Origin of the sequence: Novosphingobium lindaniclasticum LE124 (assembly GCF_000445125.1) — a bacterium.
GTDB classification, from domain to species: Bacteria; Pseudomonadota; Alphaproteobacteria; order Sphingomonadales; family Sphingomonadaceae; genus Novosphingobium; species Novosphingobium lindaniclasticum.
The window spans coordinates 1-500 of the sequence record NZ_ATHL01000049.1; the positions used below are offsets into that span (position 1 = coordinate 1).

General features: G+C 36.6%; 1 protein-coding gene and 1 pseudogene. Both read right to left on the reverse strand.

Going from position 1 to position 500, the window contains the following annotated elements; all coding sequences use genetic code 11:
• Window positions 1-194, reverse strand: a 194-nt coding sequence (gene copZ / locus L284_RS47220) for a copper chaperone CopZ (RefSeq protein WP_081673920.1), incomplete at its 3' end; no start/stop codon positions are given.
• A 33-nt stretch (window positions 195-227) separates the two neighbouring features.
• Window positions 228-500: pseudogene (locus L284_RS47225) on the reverse strand (heavy metal translocating P-type ATPase); the annotation flags it as partial.

The following is a 500-nucleotide window of genomic DNA, read 5'->3' on the forward strand; positions in this document are numbered from 1 at the left end:
TAACCTTGATCTTCAATAGCTTCTTTAAAGTCGTTGAAAGCTACTTGATTTTCATCAAATTCAACTTCCACATTCCCATTCGCCAAGCTTACTTCTGAAGATGTTACACCATCTAATCCATTTAATGCTTTTTCAATTGAATGCTTGCAATGGTCACAGCTCATACCTTCTACATTAATAACTTCGTTAGTCAATGTTGTCACCTCCTTTCAAGAAATATAAGATTCTTATAATTTCATACGTTTTAGACGTAAAGCGTTTGTGACAACACTTACAGAACTTAAAGCCATTGCTGCTCCCGCAACCCAAGGTGCTAGCAGACCAATTGCTGCTATAGGGATACCTGCAACATTGTAACCAAACGCCCAAAATAGATTTTGGCGAATATTACGAATTGTAGATTTACTTGCTTTTATTGCTTTTGGAATTAATAAAAGGTCTCCTCCTAAAATAGTTATATCAGCAGCTTCGATTGCAACTTCTGTACCTGTACCAATGGC